The sequence below is a fragment of the Tropicimonas sp. IMCC34043 genome, assembly GCF_003390845.1.
Lineage (GTDB): Bacteria > Pseudomonadota > Alphaproteobacteria > Rhodobacterales > Rhodobacteraceae > Tropicimonas.
Genome location: NZ_QMEK01000003.1, coordinates 202595 through 226593, shown reverse-complemented (window position 1 = coordinate 226593; position 23999 = coordinate 202595). Strand labels below are relative to the sequence as shown.

Below are 23999 nucleotides of genomic sequence, written 5' to 3'. Positions count from 1 at the left end.
CCGGCCCACAATACCTTGATTGCAGGCCGGTTTTCCACCCACCCGGTCACCGCAGCCGTTGCAACAACGCCATCGACGGCTGCCCGGTCACCGGCAGCCCCGCAGACGCCTGATAGGCCGAGATCGCGGCCAGCGTATTGGCCCCGATCACCCCGTCGGTCCCGCCGGTGTCGAAACCTTTTGCGGTCAGCCGCCGCTGCAGTTCCTTCCGGTCGTCGATGGTCATGCCCTGCGCGTCGGGCGGGAACGAGGCCTGAACCGGCGGCTTGCCAAGGATCCGGTCCGACAGATGCCCGACCCCGATGCCATAGCTTTCGGCATTGTTGTACCGCAGGATGACATTGAAGTTGTGGAACACCGCAAAGGCCGGCCCCCGCGGTCCCTGCGGGATCAGGATTGCCGTCGAGCCATAGTCGGGCAACGGACCCCCGCCCATCGTCGTGACCCCCATCGCTGTCCAGGCGCCTGCACTGCGGGCATTGCCACGGCCGGCAAGCCCGGTGTTGAATCCCGCCGGCAGCCGCACCTCGATCCCCCAGGGCTGGCCACGCCGCCAGCCCGAGCGCTGCAGATAGGCCGCAGTCGAGGCCAGCGCGTCGGTCGGATCGTCCGACCAGATGTCGGCCCGGCCATCGCCGGTAAAATCGACCGCATAGGCCAGGTACGAGGTCGGGATGAACTGGGTATGCCCCATCGCGCCCGCCCAGCTTCCGGTCATCCGCTCGGGGCTGACATCGCCCCGTTGCAGGATCTTCAGCGCGGCAATCAACTGCTGCTCGAAGAACGCCCCGCGCCGCCCTTCGAACGACAGGGTCGAGAGCGAGGAGATGACCGGGATGTCGCCGCGCCGCGTGCCGTATTTGCTCTCCATCCCCCAGATCGCCACCACGACCTGCGGATCGACGCCGTACCGCGCCTCGATCGCGGCGAGCGTGTTGGCCTGCTGGCGCAGCGCCGTCTTGCCCATCGAGATCCGCTCGTCCGAGGCGGCGATGGCCAGATAGTCCTCGAGCGAACGGGTGAACTCGGTCTGGCTGCGGTCCTTCTCGATCACGCCGGGCAGGAAGCCCGCGTTGCGAAAGGCGCTGTCGATGGTGGATTGCGAGATGCCCGCGGCGGAGGCGCGCGGCTTGAACGCTGCGACCCAGGCATCATAGGCCGGATTGGGCGCTGTCTTCATCTGCGAGGGCGCGGCACGCGAGGTGCCCGCTGTCCCGCCCGAACAGGCCGTCAATGCCGTTGCAGCAACGCCTGCCAAGAATGTCCGTCTGCTTGCCTGCATGATTTTCCCCGCCAGTGTTTTTTTGCGCTCGATTTGCCTCGCCCCATCCTATGACGGGTCGCATCATCCTGAAAGCACCCACACGACGGGACCGCGGGCTTTCCCTCCCAGACCTGACCGCCCCTGTGGCAGCGGACCTTCTGAAGATCGCGTCGCAAAGGGCCAGGCAGACATGAAAAAGGGCGCCCGAAGGCGCCCTTTTCGTCATTCATCCAGATCGAGCGTCCGCTCAGATCACGATGGCCGAGGAAACTTCGACCGACACGCCCGGACCCATGGTCGAGCTGAGCGAGATCTTCTGCATGTAGCTGCCCTTGGCACCGGCGGGCTTCGCCTTGGCCACGGCATCGCAGAAGGCGCGCACGTTCTCGACCAGTTCAGCCTCGCCGAACGACACCTTGCCGATGCCGGCATGGATGACGCCGGCCTTTTCGACCTTGAACTGGACTTCGCCGCCCTTGGCGCTTTTCACCGCCTCGGCAACGTCCATGGTCACGGTGCCGACCTTGGGGTTCGGCATCAGGTTGCGCGGGCCCAGGATCTTGCCCAGACGGCCGACGATCGGCATCATGTCCGGGGTCGCGATGCAACGATCGAAGTTGATCGTGCCGCCCTGGATTTCCTGCATCAGGTCCTCGGCGCCCACGATGTCGGCGCCGGCCGCGGTGGCCTCGTCAGCCTTGTCGCCACGGGCGAAGACGGCGACGCGCACGGTCTTGCCGGTGCCGTTCGGCAGCGTGACCTTGCCGCGGACCATCTGGTCGGCGTGGCGCGGATCGACGCCGAGGTTCAGCGCGACTTCGAGCGTCTCGTCGAACTTGGCCGAGGCCGCGCCCTTGATCAGCGCAACCGCTGCCTCGACGGTCAGATCTTCCTTGCCGGCAAATGCCTCACGGGCTGCGCGGGTGCGTTTTCCAAGCTTTGCCATGACTTACCCCTTGACCTCGATGCCCATGGAACGGGCCGAGCCCAGGATGATCTTCATCGCACCTTCGACACTGGTGGCGTTCAGATCCTTCATCTTGGCTTCGGCAATCTCGCGCAGTTGCGCCGCGGTCACGCTGGCCACCATGTCGTGGCCGGGCTTCACCGACCCCTTGGGGCGGTTACGCTTGCCCACAGGAGCAAGGCCGGCAGCCTTCTTCAGATAGTACGACGCCGGCGGCGTCTTGATGTCCATCGTGAAGGACTTGTCCTGATAGTAGGAGATGACGGTCGGGCACGGCGCGCCGACTTCCATTTCCTGCGTCTTGGCGTTGAACGCCTTGCAGAACTCCATGATGTTGATGCCGCGCTGACCCAGTGCGGGACCAACGGGCGGCGACGGGTTCGCCTTGCCGGCGGGCACCTGAAGCTTCAGGGTGCCAATAAGTTTCTTGGCCATGTGGCCACTCCTTTGTCATCGGCAGGGGGGAACCCCGCCCTGGTAAGGGCACAACGCGTCGTGCCCCATGGTCAGCGCGGTGCGGTTCGGACACGCGTGCCCTTGCCTCCCGCGAACGAACGGCGCGAACGCCGCAAGGCGGGGCATCGCCCCGCCGCCAGCCTCAGATCTCTTTCGAGACCTGGGCAAACTCCAGTTCGACCGGGGTTGCCCGGCCGAAGATCGATACCATCACCTTCAGGCGCTGCGCCTCGTCGTCGACTTCCTCGACCATGCCGGTGAACCCCTCGAAGGGTCCGTCGGTCACGTTCACCTGTTCGCCGATCTCGAAGATGATCAGGGACCGCGGCGCCTCGGCGCCTTCCTCGACCCGGTTCAGGATCAGGTTGACCTCTGAGTCGCGCATCGGCATCGGCCGACCCTGCGGGCCAAGGAACCCGGTCACCCGGTTGATCGAGGTCACAAGGTGATAGCCGCGGTCGGACATCTCCATGTGGACCAGCACGTACCCCGGCATGAAACGACGTTCGACCGTCACCTTCTTGCCGCGACGCACCTCGATTACTTCTTCAGTGGGGACCAGCACCTCGTCGATCTCGTCTTCGAGACCGGCGGAGGCGACATCGACCCGGATCTGTTCGGCGATCTTCTTCTCGAAGTTCGAGAGGACGCTCACCGAGTACCAACGCTTCGCCATCGCCCGTATTGCCCTTGCTTGTCCTGTTGCCAGCCGGACCATCCGGTTTCCCGTCTGGCCCCGTCGTCCCGCGAGATCGCGGCAGCATTACCGCCGCCACGGTTGCACGCACCCCAAACAAAAATCGGCGTGCGACCCGAATCGATGCACGCCGGCTGGGGAAAGTTTGCCCGACTTAGCGCCGGTGCCCCTGATTGACAAGGGCGTATCGCGGCGATGCCGGCCTTGCGGGACCCCGCCGAGGAAGCCTCAGCCGAAGAAGCGCAGGACTTGTGTCAGTCCACCGCGGATCAGCAGGTCCACAAGGAAGAAGAACAACGAGGTCACGATTGCCAGGCACAAGACCATCACCGTGGTCAGGAATACCTCGCGGCGCGACGGCCAGACGACCTTGCCGACTTCGGTACGCACCTGCTGCATGAACTGGAGAGGGTTGGCCATGGTCGGTCCTGCGCTTGCGATCTAGTGGTTCAGGCGCCGCACATACGCCTGCCAGCCGCGCATTTCAAGCAGGCTTTGCCCGATCCCCCCCCCGATCCACCCGGTGTGATGAAGGCGTGGCAGGCGCGGCGCGCGCCAAACAGGGAGGGCAACGGTCATCCGGTTCCCGGCGCTTCGTCCGGCAACGGTCCGGGTCAGTTGGCCAGATAGGTAAAGGTGATCCTGCGGTTTGCCCCTTTCGGGGGGCGCGGGAAGGGGGCCGCGCGTCGGATCTGCGCTCTGGCTTCGCTGTCCAGTTCGAGCGTGCCGGTGCTTCGCGAGACCGTGACCCAGGCCAATGATCCATCGAGATTGATCTCGAATGTCACCATGGCCGTTCCCCGGGCATGGTTTCGGACCTTGGGCATATTGTTCAGATGGACAAGGACCTGCCCGGCATAGTTGGTGACCGAGGCGTTCCCCGATTGTCGGGACCCGCCGCCAAGGCTCCCGCCGGACAGGGTTCTTTCGCGCTGATAGGTCGTCAGCGGCGATTCAATAACCACTCGGGGCGCAGAACCGCTTCCGCCCTGCGGTGTGAACTGCGCGGCAGGGCGGCGGGTTGGCGCCTTTGGGCGCATCGACGAGGATACAGCCAGATCGGATCCGCCGATCTCCCCGTCGTCCGGCGTGGTCTCCATAATCTCTGGCGTAGGCTGGGCCATCGTTGTGGGGAGAGCTGAGTCAACCGCCTCGCTTTCGGTCGGAACGACCGGGACCACAGACGGGGTAGGTGCTGGCGTGACAGGCAGGGTCGGCGAGACTTGTTCCGGCACCGCGGCAACCTGTTGCGGCGCGTCGGCCGTTGGCGCGGGCGCACGCGCACTCGAAGGACTGGGAGCAGGCGCGAGGGGCCCTGCCTCGACCGGGTCTTCAGACCCGTCCTCCGGAGTTTCCAGCGGCTCGGCTGCGGCAGCGGATTCTACTGGCGGCACGACTGCCGCTTCGGCCGTCGCAGTGGCCTCGCTCCCGACCGGTTCCAGCGCCTCGGGTTCTGGAACATCGCTCGTCTTCGGGGCTGACGGTTCGACAGTGTCGGGCTGCACCTCCTTCGCCACACCGAGGTCCGGGGTTTTGGTGTCCCTGGGATCGTCCGAGGCGACGAGCGCCAGCGTGGTTGGCGGCGCCGGCTCCGGCGCGTCCTCCACGGGCGGGACGGGGGCGGGTTCGGGCGGCACCGGGTCTGACGGCGCCTCGGCCATGTCTTCGAAAGCCTGACCCAAGGCGACGCTGTCGCTTGCCGCGCCCGTGTCGGATTGGTCCGGCGGGGTGCGAAAGGCGGCGGTCACGCCGAAGAAGTGGACAAGCAGCGAAACCAGGATGGCCAATGCCGCGATGGTGGCCGATTGCCGGATCACTCGAGCGCCCGCCGGGTCACCAGGATGACGGACGAGGCGCCGTTGCGGCGCAGGCTGCCCGTGACCTCGATCAGGCGGCGCGCCGGGACATTGCGGTCGGGGACGATCCGCACCGTCCCCGTGTCATGGCCGGCCATGTAGGTCTCCGGATCGGCGTCCGAGCCACGAAAGCTCAACCTGCCATCTGCGTGCAGCACAAGCGCGTCCGGCGGCTCGCGCCCCTCAAGGCCGGAGGTGTCCACAAGCTCCAGGTCGGGTGAGAGCGGCGGCGCGACCGTTCCGGCGATCAGGAAAAAGACCAACATCAAGAAGACGACGTTGATCAGGGCAATGGTCGCATCGCGCTTGCGGCGGGAAGGGGCCGGGCGGATCATGCGTTCACTCCAGAACAATGACCGACAGGTCGGCGCGTCCGCGCAGTCGTACCAGCAGGTCCGTCAACCGCTGAGCCGTGGTGTCGGCGTCGAGGCTGACCAGAACCTGCCCGGTTTCGATCTGCTCGGCGATGACATCCAGTCCGACCGGCATGCCATTCAGGACCAGCCGCTCGGCGCCAAGCTGCACGAAGACCCGTTCGGCCGGTGCTCCCTGACCTGCCCCGCCGGGTGCCGCCTGGCTCAATTCGATCTCGCCGAATTTTGCAAAGGTAGAGGACAGCATGAAGAACAGCAGAAGAAGGAAGATCACGTCGATCAACGGGGTCAGCGACACGGGGCGCCGCACGAAGGGCGCGGAATTACGCATCTGTGGATGCGGCCGCAGGATCGCCCTGCCCCGGTACCAGGACGGTTCGCAAGGCCTTGTCCGCGAACACCCGCTCGCGGGCAGTTTGGCTTTCGAACCAGGCAAGGATGATCGAGGTCGGCATCGCAACGGCCAGCCCGGCCGCTGTGGTCAGCAGGGCGACCCAGATGCCGCCCGCCAACAGCGACGGATCGACCGAAGACCCGGCCGCCTGCAGGCTTTGGAACGCGTCGATCATGCCAAGGACCGTTCCAAACAGCCCCAGAAGCGGTGCCATCTGTGCAACCGTGTCAAGAAACCGGAAACCGCGCTCGAGCCCGGCAAGCGCCACCGCGGCTTCGGCGTCGAGCCGTTCGTTCAGCCCGGGCTGGCTCGGCGCGTTCATCGCCGAGCCCAGGAGCGGCGCGAGGTAGCTGCTGCTGTGCGCGAGACGGTCCTGGGCCGACCGCCGGTCACCCGCATCCCAGGCTGCCAGCGCCTCCGAGAGCACCCGGTGCCGGCCGACGCCGGAGGCCAGGAACTGCCAGATCTTGTAGAGCGTGACCCCGAGCGTCAGCACCGACATCACAAGCAGGACCCCGATCACCGGTCCGCCGAGCGCGAGAACTTCGCGCAAAGCCCCAAGAATGCTCATCCGAGAAGCTCCACTGCGATCCGGCTGCCAAGCGAAAGCTCCGTGTCACAGACGCGGCTCTCCGCGCCATCGATCACACAGGAGTTTGCGCCATTGATCAGGGCATTTCCGATGGTGTCGCAGGGAATCTCCGGCAGATCGAACTGCCGCACCCGTGGCCGATCCACCGGCAACTCGCGAAAATCAAAGAGCGACAGCCGCATCACCCCGCCCGACGTGTCGAAGATCACCGTCTCGAAAACGGCCTTGTCAATCGCCGTCCCCGTCCGGTTCTGCGCCAGGAACGTCAAACGACACGCCCCGCCGACGTCCTGAACCCCATTCAGTTCCAGGGAAAGTTGTCGAGGCGCGTCTTCGGCGGATTGGGCCAGCGCCATGACGGGCACTGCAACAGAAACCAATACCGCTAGAGCAGAGCGACGAAACGACATGAGCTGGCTCCTCATTCCAGTTTTCGGGGTGGGAGCGGGTAAAATGCAACCGCTGATGGCATGGCCCGGAACAAGGACGGCCATATCGCAGACACCGGCTGATCGGAAGGGACGTCTACATCAATGTGATCTTCGGAGCTATGACCGGGCGTCGCCGACAATCGCGTCCCCGAGGAGAACCTTGCGCGTAGTCCACTGGCTGACCGCCGGGCGCGAGACGTTCATGAACTCCGCGAACTCGCGCCTTGGTCATCCCCCCCGCCGGGACAATGGCCGATCCCGCCACCTGCTCAACCTCCATCGCCCCCCCAACGCCGCCCGCGCCGGGTCGGTCCGAGCCCAAATTCGATAGTGGCCAAAGACTGTTGGCGCATATTATCGATGTCATCGGCATCCGCTTCCAATTCTAACTTCCGTCATCGTTTGCGAACGCACCTGGCGACTGGCCCTCGTGTCGGACAAAAGCCAGTCCAAATGCGCTGGCAGATCCGTAACCGACCTTCAGCGCGATCTCTGTAATGGTCAGCCCGCCCTGCCGCAGCAAGGTCTTGGCGACGGCCATGCGCCAGTCGGTCGCGTATTCCATTGGCGCGCGGCCGACCTCTCTGCGGAACCGTTCGAAGAAGCCAGAGCGCGACATGCCGGCGTCCTTCGCCATTTCTGAAACGGAAAGAGCGCCCCCTGCCTCGGTGTGGATACGTTGCAATGCACTGGTCAGTTTCGAATCCGACAGGCCGCGCAGCAGCCCCGGCGGCAGGGTCGCCGCCGGACCCGAGCGCAGGGCCTCGATCAGCAGGACTTCGAGCAGTCGCTCCAGGATCATCTCGCGCCCCGGTCGGTCGGCACGGGTTTCCTCGTGGATGACGGGCACAAGGGCGGTCAGGCGGCCTTGGCCGGAGACATGGATCATCTCTGGCAACAGCGACACAAGCAGGTCACTTGCAGGCGTATCGAAGCGGCAATGCCCGACGAGGGCGCGAACATCAACCGGAGCCTCTGGCAGGCCAAGCCGGAAAAGCCCGGGGCCGGTTTCAAGCGGAAGGCGAGGCACATGCGGGGACGGGGGCACCTCGCTTGACATGGTGAAGCCCTGCAGGTGGGGGATCAGCACGAAATCTCCTGCCCTCAGCGTGACCGGATCGCGCCCGATGACGTGCAGCCGGCACTGCCCTTCAACCATCGCGCAGTAGAAGGGGCTGGCCATGTTGTGACGCTCTACCAACCACTGGCCACCAGCCTCGACCATCTTTGAAATGGAGACTGCAGGCCGGAGAAGGGTGACAACGCTGGAAAGAGGATCTGAGGCACTGTCGAGCATGGATCTGGACGATCTATTGATGATTATGGACATCTGCATATAGAACGATCAGTTTCTGCCGTCTATCTCTCTGTCACACAAGACAAGGAGACGTCACATGCCCCGTATTCTTGCCACCGGTTGTTCCTCCGGTTTCTGGCACGGCGTGACCCATGCGATGCCGCCATCCCTTTCGACAGGAAATGCCCCATGAACAGACTGATCACCCTGTCCCGCGCTCTGCCGACGCCAGAGCCGGACATAACCGTCGCCTATACGCCGATCCGGCTGCCCATGCCGGGCCGCCAGCCGCTTGAGCTGCGCCTTACCGCACCGGCGGCCGGGGGTGACCTGCCCATCGTTATCCTGTCGCATGGCTTTGGTCCCTCGAACTACCTCCCCTCCAAGGACGGCTACGCCCCGCTTGCCCAGTTCTGGGCCGAACGGGGGCTGGCCGTTATCCAGCCGACGCAAGCGAGCTCTCGGATCGGCGGGCTGGACCCCGATCTGCCCAATGGGCCCTTCTTCTGGCGCGAGAGGGTGGAGGAAATGCGCGCCATCCTTGACCAACTGGCCGAGGTCGAGCGGCAGGCACCGGCCGTGGCCGGGCGGCTGGACCACGAGCGGATTGCGGTGGCCGGACATTCCTTCGGCGGCTTCACCTGCGGCCTGCTCCTTGGCGCGCGCTTGCAGGGCGAGGACTTTTCCGATCCGCGCATCCGTGCCGGCATTCTGCTGGCGGCCCCGGGCCGAGGCGGCGCGGACCTGACACAAGAAAACGCGGAGCGCTTTCCCTTCTTCGACGTGGACTTCAGCGGTATCAGCATCCCGACGCTCGTGGTTTGCGGTGCCGACGACGATCCCCATTTCACGCCCCGTGGCCCCGAGTGGCATGCGGATCCCTTTTATGACGCCCCCGGGGCCGATGCCCTGCTGACGATCAACGGCGTCGGCCATGGCCTTGGCGGCATCGCCGGGTGGGACGCGCGCGAAACCGAAGCAGAGGTGCCCGACGCGCTGGAGGCCACGCGGCGGCTGACGCTGGCCTGGCTGAGGAGCAGGTTCGCCATCGAGCCCGCCGCTTGGACACAAAGCCAGTCCGCGCTGAAAGAACGCGCGGGGTCCATTGCGGAAATCACGTTGAAACAGAGATGAATTCAGGTGTGATTGCCATCACGCCATAAATCTCGGCGGCCGCTTTGTCCGCACTGCCGGTCTAGCCCAGTGTCGACGTGGAGGCTCGCTTTCTCTCAGTCGACGCACAATCTCCCTGGCTACGGTGCCCGGCAGTACCGCCTGTCGGTCCCACCGTAGCCGGTAGCGGAGTCATGCAGAACAGCCGCCACCCTCGAGACAGTTAATCACCCATTGCCCATTTGTTCGTGGCAGTTTGAGAATATCATTCAGGAACGACAGAATCCGGAAAGTCATGCCAGCGCTGGATTTTCCAGCCGTCCGAACCTTTCACCAGCCATCCTTCATAATTCAGGCTGCTCACCGCGGCGAAAGTCTTGCCATTCGTCGCATTGGTCAAAAGTCCGGTAACACTGACATGGGCAGTGTCTGCCGTCTGGCCGAGAAACAGGATGTTTGTCATCAGATGGCGGCGCTGATTCCCGGAGGAGCTGAATTCTTTCATACGTTCTGTCCAAAACGTCCGGAAGCCGTCTCCGCTGAATGAAATCGCCTGCTCTCCCGGAACCCCGGCGACAAACACGGCGTCAGAGGTGAACAGATCGAACCACGCCTCTGACTCGTAATTGTCATATGCAAATGAGTAGGCGTAGATCTGATTGGCGATGGCCAGCCGATCGGTCGCGTCAAAATCGGCCGTGCCGGGATTGGCTTTGGGCGTGTAGGTGAGAAGTGCCTTGGCATCTTTCGCGATGCTTGCCCCTTCCGGAAGCGCGGCCTCGGCGAGAGCTGGCAGGGAGGGCGCGGCGACGAGTAGGACCGTCAAAGCCAGGGACGCAATTTGCTTCATGTCTTTTCCTTCTCAGGTCGGTGGAACCTGATTCAATCCGACATTCCCCAGGCGGACTGCCGTTTGACGTCTTGATCGCCTGATTTTTCCTGCCGATCAAACGTTACGTGCGGTGGATGGCGCGCCGCCTGCGTCCCACCGCCCGGGACCTCGACGCGCACTATCCGAGCCGCGACTCGCGGCTTGCCGACGCCGCCATGAGCAAGCGCGAGGCACACGAAGCCGGAAAAGGACACCCGACTGGAAGCCCGACTGGTCCAAGGGAATCGACTCTTGATCCCGAAGTTCTCAATGGATTGAATGGCAGGGGCAGCAGGGCTCGAACCCGCGACCTACGGTTTTGGAGACCGTCGCTCTACCAGCTGAGCTATACCCCTACGGCCCGCGTTTCTTAGGTTTTTCGGTCGGGGGCGTCAAGCGGGTTGCGGGTGCCGCCACGCAAGTTATCGGTTTCCTGTTCTGTGCTTGTTCCGTTCTCATGGCGCCGCGGCGACGGCTCGCCAAGCCCCGGCCGCAGCGCGCCGATTGCCGCCCCCATCGTCATCGCACGCCAACACCATGGCCGTGCCGGGCAAATCGGCGCCGCCTTCGGCAATACCAGATCGGCCCGCACCCTGCCCCGACTGAGGATGTGGTCGCACGTTTCCCGCGCATCCAGAATGGCGTGCCGGCAAGATCCGGCTGCGCCCTACAGAAGGCTCAGCAGCTTGCGTGCCGCTTCCTCGGAGGAGGCGGGATTCTGGCCTGTCACCAGTTTGCCGTCGGTCACCACGAAAGAACCCCAGTCGGCGCCCTTCTGGTAGTCGCCGCCATTGGCCACCAGCATATCCTCGACCAGGAACGGCACGACCTCGGTCAGGCCGACACCTTCTTCCTCGCTATTGGTAAAACCGGTCACCGTCCGTCCGGCAACCAGCGGCTTGCCGTCGGCACCCTTGGGGTGGCGGAATACCGCCGGGGCGTGGCAGACCGCGCCGATGGGACGGTCGCTTGCCGCGAAGGTCTCGATCAGCGTCTTGCTGTCGCCGTCCTCCGCGAGGTCCCACAGCGGGCCGTGCCCGCCGGGATAGAAGATGGCGTCGAAGCCGTCTGCGGAAACCGTCGAAAGGACCTTGGTGCTGGCCAGGGCCTTCTGCGCGTCTTCGTCCCCCTTGAAGCGTTTCGTGGCCTCGGTCTGGGCATCCTCGGCATCGCTTGACGGGTCAAGCGGCGGTTGGCCGCCCTTGGGCGACGCAAGGGTGATCTCGGCGCCGGCATCCTTGAAGACATAATAGGGGGCCGCGAATTCCTCGAGCCAGAAGCCGGTTTTCTTGCCAGTGTCGCCCAACTGGTCGTGGGATGTCAGAACCATGAGAATGTTCATCGGATCATTACCTTTCGTCTGTTGGTTTCAAACGCTCAGCTTGATGACACGCTTGCCAAACGCCTCGCCTCGCAGCAGGCCAACGAAGGCCGCGGGCGCCTGTTCCAGCCCCTCGATCATTTCCTCGCGATACTGGATCTTTCCCTGCTTCACCCAATCGCCCATCTGCCTGGCGAATTCTGGATAGAGATGGCCGAAATCGTCAAAGACGATGAAGCCGCGCATGGTCATCCGCTTGCGCAGGATCGTGCCCATCAGCAGGCTCAGGCGGTCGGGGCCATCGGGCAGCGAGGTGGCGTTGTATTGCGAGATCAGGCCACAGACCGGAACACGGGCCGAGGTGTTGAGCAGCGGCAGCACCGCATCAAAGACCGCGCCGCCGACATTCTCGAAATAGATGTCGATGCCTTCGGGAACGGCCGCTTTCAGCGCCTCGGGAAAGCCGTCGGCCTTGTAGTCGATGCAGGCGTCAAAACCGAGCGTTTCAACCACATGCGCGCATTTCTCGGCGCCGCCCGCGATGCCCACAACGCGAAGGCCGAGGATCTTGCCGATCTGACCCACGGTTGCGCCGACCGGGCCGCTGGCCCCCGCGACCACCAGGGTTTCCCCGGCTTTCGGTTGACCGATCTGGGTCAGGCCCGCCCAGGCGGTAAGGCCCGGCATGCCCAGCACACCAAGCGCCCAGGAAGGGGTCTGGGGCGCCTTGCCCATGTTGATCACGCCCGTGCCATCGGACAGCGCGTAGTCCTGCCAACCGCCAAAGGCGACGACCCAGTCACCCGGCGCAAAGCCGGAGACGTCCGAGCTGACCACCTGTGCGACCGTGCCGCCCACCATCACGGCGCCGACCTCGACCGGGGCGGCATAGGAGGGCGCGTCGCTCATCCTGCCGCGCATGTAGGGGTCGAGCGAGAGATATTCGTTGCGCAGCAGCATCTGGCCCTTGCCGGGGGTCGGCAGATCGACGGTCTCCAGCCGCAGGGTGCTGTCATCGGGTTCGCCCTTGGGGCGTTCGGCCAGAACGAACCTGCGATTTTGGGTGCTGGATTGTGTCATGAGGGATGTCCTTTGGGGGTCCGGCCCGGGGCCCGACGATGGTTGTTGGCGAAGCCGACGGATGCCGCGGCATACGGCGCACGGCGTCGGCTGAGCGGAGGGTCCTACATGGGCGCAAGCGTGGCGGCGCCGCTCGCGTCAATGGCAGTCGAGTTCCGATATAGGGCCGATGGGCGCGTCAACAATGCCCATCCGCCATGGATCTGCATCGGAAAGTGCTCCGCGAAGAACGTCAGTGGCCGCGCGCTTTGGGTGCAAGGCACCCCCCGACGAACCGTTGGTACCAAGTTGGGGTCGATTCCACGGACATGCCCAACCGCTTGCCGGTGCGGACGACCCGAACCTCGGATGCCCGGCAGGATCAGGCCGCCGCGGCGTCAATCGGCCGGTTGTTCGAGCCCGTGCAGGAAACACTGCCTGAGCGCCGCGAACACCGACAGGGTCTTGCGATCCAGATCGAGGTCCTCTGGAAGCGGCTGAGAGGACAGTTTCACGATCGTCAGCTCCGCCTCGGGGTCGGAACAGATCCACTGACCGTGGATCCCGACCGCCATCATTGCCCCCGGGAAGCTGTCCGGAACGTACCATTTGGAGCGGTAGTGGCCGGCCGGGAACAGATCCTTCATGCCGCCCCGCGCCCATGCCTCGCGCGAGCCGTTGGCCAGAATGTCCCGGACCCACGCCTCTGGCACGATCTGCACGCCGTTGGCCCGGCCCATGTTGCGCATCATCTCGCCAAAGCGCGCAAGGTCGCGCGCCCGGACGCAGATGCCCCCCGCCGTGCGCGGCGCGCCGTTCCGGTCGACGGTGATCCACCCGTCTGCCTCGGCCCCGAGCGGGGTCCAGATCATCTGCGACATCAGCTCGGCCAGGGTCTTGCCCGACGCCCTTTCGAGGATCCAGCCCAGCACGTCGGAATTGGGCGAGACATAGTGGAATGTCTCGCCATGTTCGTCCGCGTCCTTCGGAAGGCCCGGGAAGAAATCATGCAGACCGCCGGCATAGGGCAGCTCGCCCGGCGGATTCCAATCCATCGCCACCCGGTAGCGCGCGACATCGCCCTGCGGATCGAAGTAATCCTCGATGAAGCGGACCGACACGGTCATGTCGAGCACGTGACGCACACTGGCATCGCCCCAGGCCGAACCCTTCAGCTCGGGCACGTAGTCGACAACCGGTGCGTCGGGATCAAGCGCGCCGGTTTCCACCAGAACCCCCGCCAGCGACCCGGTCAGCGACTTGGAAACCGAGAAGACAATGTGCCGATCTTCCGGCCCCATCAGAGCGTCATAGCGTTCTGCGACCACCCGGCCCTGGTGCAGGACGATGAAGGCATCGGTGCAGGAGGACGCCAAGGCATCCTCGACAGTCTCGCCCGAGGGCAGAAGGATCGTCGAAAGATCGACCCGCGGCCCGGCATCAAGCCTGCTTTGCCGCCCGTCGGCACCGATGCGCCGTCCGTCCACCAGGGCATCGACGTGGTGAAAGCTCCAGCCGTTGAACGGCTGTGTGCGCCAATTGGCGAGCGTTGTCGCCTCTGCAAGGTTGCTGACGGTCGACATGGAACGGTCCTTTGCGAAGACGATTTCGTGCAGACGGACGAGCGCTGGCCCATCGCCTTTGGATGCAGATGGCACGGCAGGCTTCACCTGTTCAACCGCTCGCGGTTCGACCTTCGCCTCGATCACCGGAAAATGCGCGGCCGCCGACACCACCAGCGGCTGTCGCCGTCAGAGGTGCCGGCCGCGGGATTTGCCGAGGCCCGCGCGACACGTCGGGTCCGGGCGCCTGAACGTCCGGTGACAGCCCGTAACAGAAGCGCGCGCAACCTCGCTCAGAACGGCTGCGCGCCGAGAGGGCTGGCCTCCATCTCGGCTGCGACATGCGCATCGATGGGCGTCTGATAGGTGCGCAGCAGATAGCCCAGCACCGAATAGAACCCGACGGTCGCAATCAGGTCGATCACCGCCTCGCGGCCGATGACGGCGGCAAGTTCCGCTTCCTGTTCCAGGCTCAGATGCTTGTCGTCGATCAGTGCATCGACGGCACGGACGATCAGGCCATCCTCGCCATCGGGCATCCCGGCGATGGCCGCGATCCGGTCATCCTTGAGGCCCAGCGCGCGGGCGCGGCTGACATGATGCGCCCATTCATACTCCGATCCCAGCCGAAGCCCGGTGCGCAGGATCACGACTTCCGAGCGGACGGGGCCAAGCTGGCTGTCTTTCACGACGTGCTGGCGCAGCGGCGCCCAGGCCCGCAGCAGTGCCGGGTTGTGCGCCATGGTGCGATAGACGTTCAGCGCCCCGGCGAACCCGTCGCGCAGGTCGGAAATCTGTTCGGGCCAGTCGGCATCGTCCAAGGGGGGGCATGGGGATTGGGGCAAGGCTTCAACTTTCGAGAGGACCCAGAAACGGGGCATAGAGCGCCGGACGACGGTCCGCCCAGATGCCGGTGTCGGCGCGATAGCGAGCGACCGCGGACAGATCGAGCGCGACGCGCAGCACATCCTCGCGGTCGTGATCGAGCGCGCCCAGCAGCCTGCCATCGGGGGCAAGTGCGCAGGAACGGCCGAAAAACCGCTGATCGCCGTGGGTGCCCGCGCGGTTGCAACTGAGGAAGAAGACGCCGTTCTCGACCGCACGGGTATAGGCGCGATGGATGAAGAGGCCGGGATCGGCCACCTCCAGGCCATCCGCGCCGAACGAGGCCCAGACCGAGGTGACAATGCCGGCCCCCTGCAGCGCGAGGATGCGGGTCACCTCGGGAAAACGGATGTCATAGCAGATCTGCATCCCAAGACGGGTGCCGAACGCCGGAAAGACGGGAAACCCGTTGCCCGGCGTGAAGTACAGCTTCTCGTTCTGCCACTGGTGGGTCTTTACATAGTATCCCGCGACACCCTCGGGCGTGATCAGGACCGAGGCGTTGTGGATCACCCCGACGCGACGCGGGTCGCGCAGCCCGAGCCCCAGCACGAGGCTTACCTGTTTTTGCGCCGCCAGTGCCGCCAGCTCGGAAATCTCTTCGCCCGCCGGGTCCGCGCAGGCCGCACACAGCGCCTCGCCATAGTGCGGCACATCGCTGACGAACGGCCCGCCCGGCACGAGCGGCTCGATGTAGCCGGTGTTCGACAGCTCCGGAAACAGGATCAGATCCGCGCCTTCGTCTGCCTCGGTTGCGATGATATCGCGGATCCGGGACAGGTTCAGGGCCGCCGCAAGCGGTCTGGCGTCGAACTGGACAAGGCTGGTTCTTATCATGCGGGCTCCGGGATGCGGCGGCCTTGGGCGAAATCCCAGTCGCGGCCGGGCGCGGCCTCGATCAGGGCGCGGGTATAGTCGTGCTGCGGTCGTGCCAGAATGTCGCCCGCCGGGCCGAATTCCACAACCTCGCCGCGTCGCATCACCATCACGTCGTCGCAGATCTGTGCCGCGACCCGAAGGTCGTGGGTGATGAACAGCACCGCAAGGTTCTGGCGCTGCTGCACCTCGGCCAGAAGGTCCAGCACCTGCGCCTGCACCGAAACATCGAGCGCCGACACCGCCTCGTCCGCGACGATGACGTCGGGCGACATCATCAAGGCCCGCGCGATGGCGATCCGCTGCCGCTGGCCGCCCGAGAACTGGTGCGGATAGCGATCGAGGCTGTCGCGCGGCAGGCGGACGACCTCCAGCAGATCGCCGGCACGCGCCAGCGCCGCAACTCGTGCCTCGCCGGCGTTCATCGGCCCCTCGATCAGGCTTTCGCCGATCCTCAACCGCGGGTTCAACGATCGGTTCGGGTCCTGGAATATCATCTGGACCGCGCGCCGCGCCTCGGCCAGCGCCCGCTGGCCCTGCAGCGGGGCGATATCGTGGCCATTGACCAGAATGGCGCCGCTGCTTGGATCTTCGAGCCGCAGCACGCAGCGCGCCACCGTCGACTTGCCCGAACCGCTTTCGCCCACGATCCCCAGCGTCCGGCCACGCTCCAGCCGGAAACTGACGTTGTTGACGGCGTGGACCGAATGGCCTTCGCGCCCCAGCAGCCGCGAAATGGCGGACTGGAGGCTGAAGACCTTGTTGACCTCGATCAGCTCCAACACCCTGTCCTGGCTGTGCGGCGCCCGGGCCGGGCGCGGGGTCAGCGCGGGAACGGCGGCCAGCAGATCGCGGGTGTATTGCTGCCTTGGCGCGCTCAGGACCTTCTCGACCTCGCCTGTCTCGACGATCTCGCCGTTGCGCATCACGCAAACCCGGTCGGCGATGTCGACGACAACGCCCATGTCGTGGGTGATGAACAGGACGGCGGTGTTCTGTTCTTCCTGCAGACGCCTGATCAGTTCGAGGATCTGCTTTTGCGTGGTCACGTCGAGCGCCGTGGTCGGTTCGTCCGCGATCAGCAGCTTTGGCTTCAACGCCAGCGCCATGGCGATCATGACCCGCTGCCGCTGCCCGCCCGAAAGCTGATGCGGATAGCTGTCATGGATCCGTGCCGGACTCGGCAAGCCAACGGATGCGAAGGCTTCGAGCGCCGCCGCCTTGCGATCTGGCGCACGCATGGCACGGTGGGCGCGGAAGACCTCGTCCATCTGCAGCCCGATCGTCAGAACCGGGTTCAGTGCCGTCATGGGCTCCTGAAAGATCATCGCCATGTCGGCCCCGCGCAGTGCCCTTGTGCGGGCGGGCGTGGCCGCGACGATGTCCTCGCCGTTCAGACGCGCCTCGCCTGCCGTCACCTCAAGCTCGCCGCGCGGCAACAGGCCCATGGTGACAAGCGAGGTGACGGATTTGCCCGACCCGCTTTCGCCCACAAGGCAAAGCGTCTCGCCCGGGTGGATGTCAAAGCTGATCCCTTTCAGGATCTCGGCGGGGCGGCGGGCGGCGGTTGCAACCTTCAGGTTGCGCACCGAAAGGACCGGATCGACGCTCATGCGGACCGTCCTTTCATCTTGGGATCGAGCCTGTCGCGCAGGGCATCCCCCAGAAGGTTGATCGACAGGATGCAGAGCGACAGCACGATGGCGGGCCAGAACACCAGCCAGGGGTTCATCGCGAAATAAAGCCGCCCCTCGGCCATGATGTTGCCCCAGCTTGGCGTTTCGGTGCCGATGCCGACCCCCAGAAACGACAGCGCGGCCTCGGTCAGGATCGCGGCGGCATAGATATAGGTGCCCTGCACGATCAGCGGTGCCAGGGTCGAGGGCAGAAGGTGGCGCCAGATCAGCCGCAGCGGCGCGGTGCCAAGCAGCACGGCCGCATCGACGAAGGTCTCGGACCGCGTTGCCAGCACGCGCGAGCGGACAAGGCGGACGACCTGCGGGATCTCGGGCAGCATGATGGCGATGACGACCGTGGTCAGCCCGGCGTTGGTCAGGGCCACGATGGCGATGGCCAGCAGAATGCCGGGGATCGCCATCAGCCCGTCCATCATCCGCATCAGCACGGCATCGAGCCCGCGGAACCACCCGGCCAGCAGGCCGAGCGGCAGCCCGATGACGATGGACCCCAGAGCGACGCCTGCGCCCACCATCAGCGAGACCCGCGCACCATAGACGACGCGCGAAAACAGGTCGCGCCCATAGCTGTCGGTGCCCATCCAGTAGGTCGCATCCGCCGGTTTCAACCGCTTCATCGCGTTCAGACTGGTCGGCTCGAAGTTGGCGATGACCGGCGCGAACAGCGCCATCAGGACGATGGCGATCAGCACGACCGATGCCAGCACGGTGGTCCAGTGCGGCGGCGCGTCCATCAGGCGGCGACGCGGGCTTTCGGGGGCGCTTGTCGTCAGGCTCATTGGAAACGGATCCTCGGGTCGGTCAGCGCATAGGACAGATCGATCAGCAGGTTGATCAGCACATAGGTGCCCGCGGTCAGCAGGATGATGGCCTGGATCAACGGATAGTCGCGCGCCAGAACCGCATCGACGACAAGACGGCCGAGGCCCGGAATGTTGAAGACGGTCTCGGTGACGACGACGCCGGATATCATCATGGCAAAGCCGGTGCCGACCACGGTCAGGATCGGGATCGCGGCGTTGCGCAGCGCGTGGCGGAACAGCACGACAATCTCGGGCAGACCCTTGGCGCGGGCGGTGCGCACGTAATCCTCGCGCAGCACTTCCAGCATCGAGGCGCGGGTCATCCGCGACACCAGCGCGATATAGATCGAGGCAAGCGCCAGTCCGGGCAGGAAGATGCGGTGCGCAAAGGGTCCGATCCCGTCGGCCAATGGCTTGTAGCCCTGAACCGGGAACCATTTCAGGTTCACCGCGAAGACGCCGATCAGGACATAGCCGATCACGAAGACCGGCACCGAGAATCCGATCACCGAGAAGGCCATCACCGCGCGGTCGGTCAGCCCGCCGTGCCGCCAGGCGGCCAGCACCCCCATCGGCAACGAGATCAGAACCGTCAACCCCATCGCCACCAGTGCCAGCGCGACAGTCGGTCCGATCCGCTGACCGATCATCTTGAGGACCGGCTGCTGCGAGATCAGCGAGACCCCGAAATCGCCATGGGCCATCCTGCCGATCCAGGTGACGAACTGCACCGACAGCGGTTCGTTCAGGCCAAGGCTCTCGCGGATCTGTTGCAACTGGGCGGGCGTGGCCTGATCGCCGGCAATGGCCTGGGCCGGATCGCCGGGCGTAAGCCTCAGCAGCAGGAAGACGAACACGGCGACAAAGAACATCACCGGGATGGCCATCAGCAGCCTGCGCAGGAAATAGGAAAGCATCGCGTGCTCCGGATCGGCGGAAAAGGATGCGGGCGGCAGATCGAGCCGCCGCCCGCGGGTCTTTCAGGCGTTACTTGCTGACGCCCCAGAACAGCGTGATCGGGGCCGACTGCAGATCCTTCAGCTCGGTGCGCCAGGCCGCCACGGACTTGAACTCGCCGGCGTTGAAATAGAAGCCGTCATCCCAGGCGATCTGCTGGATTTCCTCGGCGATCTGCTTTTGCTCGTCGAGCGTGCCGGCGGTCAGGTAGGCCGCGCGCAGCTCTTCGATCCTGGCGTTGACCGGCCAGCCGGCCCAGCTGTTGTCGTCGCCCGAACCGTTGATCAACGAATGCACCAGCGGGTTCCAGATCCCTGCCACACCCCAATAGGTGAAGAAAAAGTTCCAGCCGCCCTCGGACACCGGCTGCCAGCCGTTCTTGCGCGATTGCAGGGTGGACCAGTCCATCGAGTCCACGTCGACCGTGAAGCCCGCTTCGCGCATCCGCTCGGCCGCGACGATGGGCTGGGTGGTCAGCACGGTCAGGTCGGTCGGCTGCATCATCAGCACGGGCGTCCCGTCATAGCTCGACGCCGCCAGGATCTCCTTGGCCTTGGCCATCCGCTCGTCCGCGGTGCCTTCCAGGTATTCAGACCCCGCGTCAGAGGCCAGCGGCACCTCGCAGCCATAGATCGAGGCGCAAAGCTGATAGTAATCGGCGTTGCCGATTGCCGTCTGCATGATCGTCTCCTGATCGAGCGCGTACATCACCGCCTTGCGGACCTGCGGATCGTCGAAAGGCGGCAGGCGGTGGTTGAATCGGCCGGTGACCTGTGCGCCGAGCGGGTTGAGGACGGCGGTCTCGACCTCGTCGTTCATCGCCAGCAACGGCAGCAGGTCGATGGTGACCTGTTCGATCAGATCCACATCGCCCGACTGGATGGCGTTGATCGAGGTCTGCATGTCCGGCATCGCCTTCCACACCACCCGGTCGACGTTCACGACCTTGGCGCCCGCAGTCCAGCTGGAGGGTTCCTCGCGCGGGATGTAGTCCTCGTTCTTCACATAGACGGCCTGATCGCCGGGACGGTATTCCTCGGCCACGAACTTGAACGGGCCGGAGCCGATGATCTCGGAGATCTGTTCACCGACGGGCGTATCGGCCAGACGCTTCGGCATCATGAAGGCCGGGATCGGAGACGGCTTTGCCAGCAGCTCCAGCACTGGGCCAAAGGGCGATTTCATATGGATGACGAGCACCTTGTCCGAGGTCGCCTCGATGCTGTCCACGTATTTCATCATGGTGCCGGCAGACCCGTCCTTCTGCGCCCATCGGTTCAGCGACGCCACGCAATCCTCGGCCGTGACCGGGGTTCCGTCATGCCATTTCAGACCATCGCGCAGGGTGAAAGTATAGGTCAGCTTGTCGTCCGAGACAGTGTAGTCGGCCATCTGCGGTTGCGGCTGATAGTTCGCATCCATGCCCAAAAGGGTTTCGAAGACCATGAAACCATGGGTCCGTACGATCTGCGCCGTGCTCAGATGCGGATCGAGCGAGCGCAGGGGGGCCTGCATCACCGCGGTCAGTGTGGTTTCGGCCCAGGCGGGAAGCGCTGCCATGGACCCGGCGACCAGCGCCACGCGGCCAAGTGTCTTCAATCCAAACAATTTCATTTACCTCTCCTTGTCGGTTTTTGGGGGTCGGTCATTTTGGGTCGCGTTGGGAAAACCGGGGGCGCCGCGCACCAAGGATAGGCGCGGGCGGTGTCAAATCTGCGATAGGGAATCAGCCGCACGTCGGCAGGACCAAGGTCGGGCGTGTCGACCACATAGATCGTATCGGCCAGCGGCTCATAGAAATCCCGGAAATGGGTCTTCGAGCGCAGCAGGATCAGGTCGTAATCCTCGGGGGCTTCGTCGAAGATGTAGAACGGGTCGCCATCGACGGCGAACGCGAAATGCGACACGACCGAGATGCGGATCCGGCCAATCTCGATCAGCGCGGTCAGGCCCAGATCGACCGGCGCACCCTGCTGGTAGCGGCCGGTTACTGTGTATGACTTTTCACCCGACCACAGCACCCTTGCCGTCAGCGTCAGGGGGCCACCGGTTTCAGGCGCGCTCTTGCCGCCGAGCGCCAGCGTGACCTCGGCCCCGGCGCCCGCCGCATGGGCCTTTGCTGCGCTTTCGGGATCGAGCAGGAAGGGCACGCCAACCCGGCCCCAGTCCCGGCCGCAGTCCCGCCCCACCAGCGCCCGCAAGATGTGGGTGGAATCGTTCATCCGGTCCGCATGTTCGACAAGAACGACGGGACCGCCCTTGGGCCGATGCGCGGCGATATCCTCCAGCGCGTCGCCCAGCCCCCAGACCGGGATCGCACGGGTCAACGCCTCGCGCGCCTCCCACAGACGCGCCGACAGAGCCCTGGCCTTGGCCTCTGCGGCTGCCTGACCGTCCCAGTCGAGGCAGATCACCGACATGCCGGTAATGGCATCGTCCGAATAGGCAAAGCCGCCCATGACCGAGATATCGCAGTCGCCCGCTGCCTCGATGGCGCGGGCCTCGGCGATGATCGTCGCGAGCGGTTCAAGAGCGGTCGCGGACATGATCGAGGGGATGACGATGCCGGGCCGGGCGACGGCAAGGCCCGGCTTCACGCCGCTGTCGAGCAGCCGCAGCAAGGCCAGGGCCGCGCGTTCGCCGGTTTCGCCCATGTCGATATGGGGCGAATGGCGATAGGCGACGGCGATGTCGGCCCCGGCAAACGTACGGGCGTCGACATTGCCATGGTAATCCAGCGGCACGGCAATCGGCAGATCGGGCACGGCAGCGCGGATGCGGTCGATGATGTGGCGTTCGACATCCTCGACCCCGGGCGCCCAGCAGGCGCCATGCAGATGCAGCACCAGCCCGTCGAGCGGACCCGAGGCGATCAGGCTCGCCGCGAGCTCGTCCACGAAGGCCTCGACGGCGTCATCGCTGGCCGGGCCGAGCGCACCAAGCAGCGAATGAGACAGCGCCACCACCTCGGCACCGGCGGTTTCCAGCGCCTTCAGCGTGCCACCCGCGACGGTGTTCGTGCCCCGGAAATGGCCGGCGATCTCGGCACCGCGAAAGCAGACCCGCTCGAAATCCGCGCGGGTCGAGACCTGCGGCACCGCGGTCACCGACTCGAGATTGAAGCCGGCAAAGGCGATCCGATAGCTCATCGCGCGGCGGCCTGCCCGGTCACGTCCAGAATGGCACCCGAGATCCGCTCGACGATCTGGTCGATCTCGAGGTCGCTGCAGATATAGGGCGGGGCGAGCAGCACGTGATCGCCACGGATCCCGTCGATGGTGCCGCCCATGGGATAGGACAGCAGGCCGCGGGCCATTGCCGCCTTCTTGATCCTCGCATGGAGTTTCAGGCCCGGGTCGAAGGGCGTCTTGCTGTTCTTGTCGGCGACGATCTCGATGCCGCGAAACAGACCACGGCCGCGGAGATCTCCGACGTACGGCGACTGGCCGAGGGCTGCGTCGAGCCCCGCCTGCAGCCGCTCGCCCATGGCGATGACATGCGCCATCATGCCATCGCGCGCCAGAATCTCGACCACCTTGTTGGCGGCTGCGGTGGCAATCGGGTGGCCGATATAGGTGTGCCCGTGCTGGAACAGGCCCGATCCCTGCCGGAACGCCTGATAGATCCGGTCCGACAGCAAAACCGCCCCGATGGGCTGAAAGCCGCCCCCCAAACCCTTGGCGATGGTGACGATGTCAGGGACGATGCCTTCCTGCTCGAAGGCAAAGATGGTGCCGGTCCGGCCCATGCCGCACATCACCTCGTCAAGGATCAGCAGCACGCCGTAGCGGTCGCAAACCTCGCGCACCCGGTCAAAGTAACCTGTCACGGGCGGCACGGCGCCAAGCGTCGCGCCGACGACCGGCTCGGCCACAAAGGCCATCACCTTGTCCTCGCCCAATTCGCGGATCTTGGCCTCAAGCTCATCGGCCAGGCTCGCGCCATAGGCCTCGGGGCTCTGGCCCTGCTTTTGGTCGCGATAGGCGTAGCAGGGCGACACGTGATGCGTCTCGGGCAGGATCGGCCGGAACTGCGCCCGCCGCATCGCGTTTCCGCCGGTGGCCAGCGCGCCGATGGTGTTCCCGTGATAGCTTTGCCTGCGGGCGATGATATGGCGCCGCTGCGGCTGTCCGATCTCGACGAAATACTGCCGCGCCATCTTCAGCGCCGCCTCGACCGCCTCGGAACCGCCAGAGACCAGATAGACATAGTCGAGCGGATCCGGGGCAAGCCCGGTCAGGCGATCTGCCAGGTCTTCGGCCGCATCCGTGGTGAAAAACGACGTGTGGGCATAGGAGATCCTCTCCATCTGCGCCCGCATCGCCTCCAGCACCTCGGGGTGGCTGTGGCCAAGGCAGCTTACGGCCGCGCCGCCGGATCCGTCGATATAGCTTCGCCCTTCGCCGTCGGTGATGGTGACACCCCTGCCTGAGGCGGCGCGGGGGAGTTCGGCCCCGATCGAGCGGTGGAGGATCCTGGTCATGTCTGCTTCCCGGGTTCTGCGGCGAAATCGCGGGACGCACCCGC

24 protein-coding genes and 1 tRNA gene are annotated in these 23999 nt (G+C 65.1%); 1 reads left to right on the top strand and 24 read right to left on the bottom strand.

Annotation, left to right across the window (positions count from 1 at the left end):
• Positions 1 to 46: 46 nt before the first annotated feature.
• The 11 genes from DQG17_RS13585 to DQG17_RS13535 form a co-directional block, all read right to left on the bottom strand.
• Positions 47 to 1282 carry a lytic murein transglycosylase gene (locus DQG17_RS13585; RefSeq protein WP_116133385.1) on the bottom strand — a complete coding sequence of 412 codons (1236 nt, stop codon included), beginning with the start codon at positions 1280 to 1282 and terminating at the stop codon, positions 47 to 49.
• A 229-nt stretch (positions 1283 to 1511) separates the two neighbouring features.
• Positions 1512 to 2210 (bottom strand): 50S ribosomal protein L1, encoded by a 699-nt coding sequence (gene rplA / locus DQG17_RS13580; protein WP_116133384.1) that lies wholly within the window; start codon positions 2208 to 2210, stop codon positions 1512 to 1514.
• 3 nt (positions 2211 to 2213) lie between these two features.
• Positions 2214 to 2666, bottom strand: coding sequence for a 50S ribosomal protein L11 (rplK, locus tag DQG17_RS13575; protein WP_116133383.1), 453 nt, complete (start codon positions 2664 to 2666; stop codon positions 2214 to 2216).
• 163 nt (positions 2667 to 2829) lie between these two features.
• Positions 2830 to 3363: a transcription termination/antitermination protein NusG gene (gene nusG / locus DQG17_RS13570; RefSeq protein WP_116133382.1), complete on the bottom strand. Its 534-nt coding sequence runs from the start codon at positions 3361 to 3363 to the stop codon at positions 2830 to 2832.
• A gap of 249 nt (positions 3364 to 3612) precedes the next feature.
• A complete protein-coding gene (gene secE / locus DQG17_RS13565) occupies positions 3613 to 3804 on the bottom strand; it encodes a preprotein translocase subunit SecE (RefSeq protein ID WP_116133381.1) in 192 nt (63 codons plus the stop codon).
• 194 nt (positions 3805 to 3998) lie between these two features.
• Entirely contained in the window at positions 3999 to 5171 is a 1173-nt protein-coding gene (locus DQG17_RS13560) for an energy transducer TonB (protein ID WP_198666121.1), read from the bottom strand.
• Between the two features lie 26 nt (positions 5172 to 5197).
• Positions 5198 to 5575, bottom strand: coding sequence for a biopolymer transporter ExbD (locus DQG17_RS13555; protein WP_116133379.1), 378 nt, complete (start codon positions 5573 to 5575; stop codon positions 5198 to 5200).
• Between the two features lie 4 nt (positions 5576 to 5579).
• Complete coding sequence (locus DQG17_RS13550) at positions 5580 to 5945, bottom strand: biopolymer transporter ExbD (RefSeq protein WP_198666120.1); 366 nt, start codon at positions 5943 to 5945, stop codon at positions 5580 to 5582.
• The gene (locus DQG17_RS13545; protein WP_116133378.1) at positions 5938 to 6579 is read right to left on the bottom strand and encodes a MotA/TolQ/ExbB proton channel family protein; all 642 of its coding nucleotides are present in this window, start codon (positions 6577 to 6579) and stop codon (positions 5938 to 5940) included. Before DQG17_RS13545 ends, DQG17_RS13550 begins: the two co-directional genes overlap by 8 nt.
• A complete protein-coding gene (locus DQG17_RS13540) occupies positions 6576 to 7010 on the bottom strand; it encodes a hypothetical protein (RefSeq protein WP_157973611.1) in 435 nt (144 codons plus the stop codon). Before DQG17_RS13540 ends, DQG17_RS13545 begins: the two co-directional genes overlap by 4 nt.
• A 406-nt stretch (positions 7011 to 7416) precedes the next feature.
• Positions 7417 to 8328, bottom strand: coding sequence for an AraC family transcriptional regulator (locus DQG17_RS13535; protein ID WP_116133376.1), 912 nt, complete (start codon positions 8326 to 8328; stop codon positions 7417 to 7419).
• 189 nt (positions 8329 to 8517) lie between these two features.
• On the opposite strand from DQG17_RS13535, the gene DQG17_RS13530 reads away from it, so the two are divergent.
• Positions 8518 to 9462 carry a dienelactone hydrolase gene (locus DQG17_RS13530; RefSeq protein WP_116133375.1) on the top strand — a complete coding sequence of 315 codons (945 nt, stop codon included), beginning with the start codon at positions 8518 to 8520 and terminating at the stop codon, positions 9460 to 9462.
• 244 nt (positions 9463 to 9706) lie between these two features.
• Here DQG17_RS13530 and DQG17_RS13525 read toward each other — a convergent pair whose 3' ends face one another.
• The 13 genes from DQG17_RS13525 to DQG17_RS13465 all read right to left on the bottom strand — a co-directional run bounded on the left by DQG17_RS13525 (position 9707) and on the right by DQG17_RS13465 (position 23955).
• Complete coding sequence (locus DQG17_RS13525; RefSeq protein WP_116133374.1) at positions 9707 to 10291, bottom strand: nuclear transport factor 2 family protein; 585 nt, start codon at positions 10289 to 10291, stop codon at positions 9707 to 9709.
• Between the two features lie 301 nt (positions 10292 to 10592).
• Positions 10593 to 10668, bottom strand: a tRNA-Trp gene (locus DQG17_RS13520).
• 311 nt (positions 10669 to 10979) lie between these two features.
• Positions 10980 to 11654 carry a type 1 glutamine amidotransferase domain-containing protein gene (locus DQG17_RS13515; protein WP_116133373.1) on the bottom strand — a complete coding sequence of 225 codons (675 nt, stop codon included), beginning with the start codon at positions 11652 to 11654 and terminating at the stop codon, positions 10980 to 10982.
• Between the two features lie 27 nt (positions 11655 to 11681).
• Positions 11682 to 12713, bottom strand: a complete 1032-nt coding sequence (locus DQG17_RS13510; RefSeq protein ID WP_116133372.1) for an NADP-dependent oxidoreductase — start codon at positions 12711 to 12713, stop codon at positions 11682 to 11684.
• A 377-nt stretch (positions 12714 to 13090) separates the two neighbouring features.
• On the bottom strand, positions 13091 to 14275 hold the full coding sequence (locus tag DQG17_RS13505; RefSeq protein WP_116133611.1) for a serine hydrolase: 1185 nt from the start codon (positions 14273 to 14275) through the stop codon (positions 13091 to 13093).
• A 272-nt stretch (positions 14276 to 14547) separates the two neighbouring features.
• Positions 14548 to 15135: a carboxymuconolactone decarboxylase family protein gene (locus DQG17_RS13500; protein WP_198666119.1), complete on the bottom strand. Its 588-nt coding sequence runs from the start codon at positions 15133 to 15135 to the stop codon at positions 14548 to 14550.
• Entirely contained in the window at positions 15104 to 15976 is an 873-nt protein-coding gene (locus DQG17_RS13495; protein WP_116133370.1) for a carbon-nitrogen hydrolase family protein, read from the bottom strand. The genes DQG17_RS13500 and DQG17_RS13495 overlap by 32 nt, the downstream gene beginning before the upstream one ends.
• The gene (locus tag DQG17_RS13490; RefSeq protein WP_116133369.1) at positions 15973 to 17628 is read right to left on the bottom strand and encodes an ABC transporter ATP-binding protein; all 1656 of its coding nucleotides are present in this window, start codon (positions 17626 to 17628) and stop codon (positions 15973 to 15975) included. The genes DQG17_RS13495 and DQG17_RS13490 overlap by 4 nt, the downstream gene beginning before the upstream one ends.
• Positions 17625 to 18491 (bottom strand): ABC transporter permease, encoded by an 867-nt coding sequence (locus DQG17_RS13485; RefSeq protein WP_116133368.1) that lies wholly within the window; start codon positions 18489 to 18491, stop codon positions 17625 to 17627. Before DQG17_RS13485 ends, DQG17_RS13490 begins: the two co-directional genes overlap by 4 nt.
• On the bottom strand, positions 18488 to 19432 hold the full coding sequence (locus DQG17_RS13480; protein WP_116133367.1) for an ABC transporter permease: 945 nt from the start codon (positions 19430 to 19432) through the stop codon (positions 18488 to 18490). Before DQG17_RS13480 ends, DQG17_RS13485 begins: the two co-directional genes overlap by 4 nt.
• A 70-nt stretch (positions 19433 to 19502) precedes the next feature.
• Entirely contained in the window at positions 19503 to 21086 is a 1584-nt protein-coding gene (locus DQG17_RS13475) for an ABC transporter substrate-binding protein (protein WP_116133366.1), read from the bottom strand.
• On the bottom strand, positions 21083 to 22621 hold the full coding sequence (locus tag DQG17_RS13470; protein ID WP_116133365.1) for a M81 family metallopeptidase: 1539 nt from the start codon (positions 22619 to 22621) through the stop codon (positions 21083 to 21085). The genes DQG17_RS13475 and DQG17_RS13470 overlap by 4 nt, the downstream gene beginning before the upstream one ends.
• Positions 22618 to 23955 carry an aspartate aminotransferase family protein gene (locus DQG17_RS13465; RefSeq protein ID WP_116133364.1) on the bottom strand — a complete coding sequence of 446 codons (1338 nt, stop codon included), beginning with the start codon at positions 23953 to 23955 and terminating at the stop codon, positions 22618 to 22620. The genes DQG17_RS13470 and DQG17_RS13465 overlap by 4 nt, the downstream gene beginning before the upstream one ends.
• Between the last annotated feature and the right edge of the window lie 44 nt (positions 23956 to 23999).